Below are 3,425 nucleotides of genomic sequence, written 5' to 3'. Positions count from 1 at the left end.
TCGTCAACGAGTATTTAAACGAATGCGAAGTGATCGAAGACGGGGTTCACAAATGGATCTCTCCGATGGAATGGGTTGAAAAGCTGGTAATCAATGGCATCCCCTTGGAGGCGTTCACCACATCGGGCGGCTTGGGAACCATGTGCGACACCTATTTGGGCGTTATTGAAAATCTGGACTATAAAAGTATCCGGTACCCTGGTCATGTCAAATTAATGAATTTTCTCTTCCATGAATTATTAATGAGAGAGAATCGGACAATGGCCGGGGAAATTCTGACGAATGCAAAACCGCCGGTTAAGAAGGATGTCGTCTATGTTCATGCGTCTGTCGAGGGTTGGCAAAGCAAACAGCTGGTTCGAGATGAATTTGTCAATGCATATTTCCCAAAGGAAATTGACGGGAAGTCATGGAGTGCCATTTCATGGACGACAGCCGCCTCACTGTGCGCAATCGTGGAAATGGTTAACAACGGTTCCATCACAAGCAGCGGGTTTATTAAACAGGAAATGGTTTCATTCGAGGAATTTCTAAAGACCGACCATGGCAGGCTCTTTAATGGGGAGCCCCATGGCGGATCAATCGCGGGTTGATGATTTCCAGATTTCATTAAAAAAAGATGGCTATGGTTTAATACCAAGCGGGTTCACCACCATGCTCCATGGGGCCGCGTGCTTCACGTCGTCATCCTGGATGCCGGTAAGGATCGATCTTCTTCAGTGGATCAGGGTGTACCTCCTTTGGTTGTGTCATCCTTGATAATCCTCCCTTCTGCTTATGGGATTGTCGGTGCTTGCGCGCAGGCACCGCCCGATCCAAATTTATCTCCAGTGTTACTTTAATTTCAGATTCGGAATGGTTGCCTGTGAATCGGCAGGAGCCATCGCTAAACGGTTTTCGTTTGGGTATCGGCAGGCAATCGAAAGACAAAGGGCAGACCGATGAATCCAACCAAGGCGAAAATGATATAGGTGGCTTTCAATCCGATCAGATCCCCGGTCATGCCGACGATTACCACCACCGCCGAGCGGGCCAGGAATGAAATCATCATGAACAGCCCGTTGGCGGCAGAGGGGCTCTCAACGGCGTTTTCCTGCACCAATGCGAGCATCACCGGGGTCGTGGACAACAAGGTGAACCCGGTGAGCACCAGCATGGCATACGCGACCCACCCGCCCATCCAGACAAACCCCAACAACGATATCGGTGCGCCCAGCAAGGACATGGTCAGCAACCGTCGGCGACCGAATCGATCGCTCAGGGTGCCGGCCACCATGACGCCTGCGACGCCGGCGATTTCAAAGATGGTCAGTCCGGCGCCGGCCAACCACAGATTCCCCGTGTTCATGGCGATAAAGGTGGGCAGAAACGAGGTCATGCAACCGTGCATGAAGCCTCTGGCCACCAGGATGCCGGTAATCGGCATCAGGATATGGCGCATGTCGCGCCAGGTTTTCGTCAATGGCACTGGTGCGGTGGCGGTTCGGGTCACCGGAAGATCCCGGGTCGCCAGGAGCAGCAGCGCCGAGCAGACAAAACTGACCACCATGACCGGATAGAAGCCGTCCAACCCCATCAGGGCAACCAGGCCTACCGCCACCATCGGGCCGACGGCGCGGGCCGCTTCCCCGCCGACCATGAAAAAAGACATGCCCATGCCTTTTCGGTCTCCGGACATACGAGCCACCACCACCGGTGCCGGCACGTGAAACACGGATACGCTGATGCCGGCAAAAAGCATCAGAATCAGCAGCATGCCATAGGAGGGTGCGACGCCGATCAGGCTCATGGGGACGGCGGTCAAGGCCGGCGCCAGAATGAGAAACCAACGGACGCTGATACGATCGGCCAGTGAACCGATCCACGGGTTGATCAATGCGGGTAGCTGCATCACCGTGGAGAGCAGGCCGGCTTGGGTCAGGGTCATGGAGAGCTTTTCGATGAGCAGCGGCAGCAGCGGTGCCAGAAAGCTGGAATAGACGTCGTGGATGAAGTGGCCGATGGAAACGGCGATGACACCTCGCAGGTTGACACGCCTGTTCGGCAGTGGCCCATTGATGGTGGTTGGATCGGCGATGGGTTGCATGAGGGTCCATGAAAAGTTGTATTTTTGGTATGAACGGTTATCTTCTTTTATTGGCCAATTGTTTTGGAAGGGAAGTGCAGCGCCATGTACCTTGCCCGATTGTCCCATAAGAACAACAGCCGCCGGTATATCATCCGACAATCCTACGCCGATGGCGATTGCTATCGCAGTCGAGACCTGTTCGATCTGGGTGACGACCCGTCGCGCTTTATCATCTATCCCGGTGGCAATGGCTTTTACATCGACACCGTAGTGGAAGACGCCATCGCCGACCAGGGTTTTTCAGTCTCCCAGGATGACCTGGAGCCGGTTTTTATGCCTTTTCTACGGCCGCACATCCGACGCGTGATCGATGGATTCGATCGAAAAACGCGAACCGCTCCACCTTCCAATGCGTGTGCCCCTGCCGACGCCATTCATCAATTCGACCGATACCGCCTGCAATATCTCAAGATGGGACGGGTAAGCCACCGGAATTTCGGTTGTATCCCGGATCGGTGGTACGCACCCCTTGCCCACAAGTCCCGTGATGAGATCGAATACGATTTTATGGAAGCGGAGCGTATCCTTAAACCGCAGGAACTGGCCCATTACACGTATCAGGTTTTTGACCTGCAGCGGTATTTCAGTGAAAATTTTGCGCGCAGCCACCCCGAAGGCCTCGATCAGGACCGCATGGACCGGTTTTTCGTCACAACCCTGTGTCAACTCAGCCGGGATGACGCGTTTTGGGTGGGCAGCGATGGTGAATCCGGGCTGCAACAACATCTGGTGCGTTACGCGGTCATGTATTTCGACAGCTGGTTTCCCTCCGGCGATCCGTTCCGGGAATATTTGCGGGATTTCATGAATCGCCACCGAATCCATCGGCCGCCGGAAAGTGTTCAGGTCAGTCTGGTCGAATCCGCCCGGTTGTTTGGCGTGACGGTGGATGCGTTGAATAATATGGATTGCCGTGCGCTGACTCGGCAATACCGCAAACTGGCCTTGAGGCATCACCCTGACAAGGGCGGTGATCCGGATACCTTTGTCAAGCTCGCTGCGGCCTATGAGAAATTGTTGAAGCGTAAATCTTGACGGCTTCGTAAACAGCCCGATATCTGCGTTACGCTTCATCCCTCGTCACTGCGGCGTACCGTCAGTACGCCTCATTCCTCGGTATTCGCAAGCCTTGATCTCGGCCTTTTTACGGAGCCGTCGGATATTTGACTTTTTTCAGGTTCATCAATCCGGAGCATCTAAAGCAATGCGGTAAAGACCGGCGGCATCGGTTGGTTAACCGATGCCGCCAGTATTATTCCGATGGCAGTTGATCAGGGCTGTTGGGGTGCCGGAGGCG

3 protein-coding genes are annotated in these 3,425 nt (G+C 54.3%); 2 read left to right on the top strand and 1 reads right to left on the bottom strand.

Going from position 1 to position 3,425, the window contains the following annotated elements:
* Nucleotides 1-593: saccharopine dehydrogenase family protein (locus ABYV26_RS23215; RefSeq protein WP_372683731.1), on the top strand; the 593-nt coding region annotated here is incomplete at its 5' end.
* Between the two features lie 293 nt (nucleotides 594-886).
* On the opposite strand, the gene ABYV26_RS23210 is transcribed toward ABYV26_RS23215, so the two are convergent.
* On the bottom strand, nucleotides 887-2,086 hold the full coding sequence (locus ABYV26_RS23210) for an MFS transporter (RefSeq protein ID WP_372683730.1): 1,200 nt from the start codon (nucleotides 2,084-2,086) through the stop codon (nucleotides 887-889).
* Nucleotides 2,087-2,170: 84 nt separating this feature from the next.
* Here ABYV26_RS23210 and ABYV26_RS23205 point away from each other — a divergent pair, with 84 nt between their 5' ends.
* Nucleotides 2,171-3,163, top strand: a complete 993-nt coding sequence (locus tag ABYV26_RS23205) for a DnaJ domain-containing protein (protein WP_372683729.1) — start codon at nucleotides 2,171-2,173, stop codon at nucleotides 3,161-3,163.
* Nucleotides 3,164-3,425: the final 262 nt, after the last annotated feature.

Source organism: Desulfosarcina sp. (genome assembly GCF_041551955.1).
Lineage (GTDB): Bacteria > Desulfobacterota > Desulfobacteria > Desulfobacterales > Desulfosarcinaceae > Desulfosarcina.
Note: the sequence above shows the minus strand (reverse complement) of the source record. Positions and strands in the feature narration are given on the sequence as shown.

Bases quoted from the DNA above. Each gene is read 5' to 3' on its own strand.
- ABYV26_RS23210 (WP_372683730.1), bottom strand. From the start codon at position 2,086: ATGCAACCCATCGCCGATCCAACCACCATCAATGGGCCACTGCCGAAC.
- ABYV26_RS23205 (WP_372683729.1), top strand. From the start codon at position 2,171: ATGTACCTTGCCCGATTGTCCCATAAGAACAACAGCCGCCGGTATATC.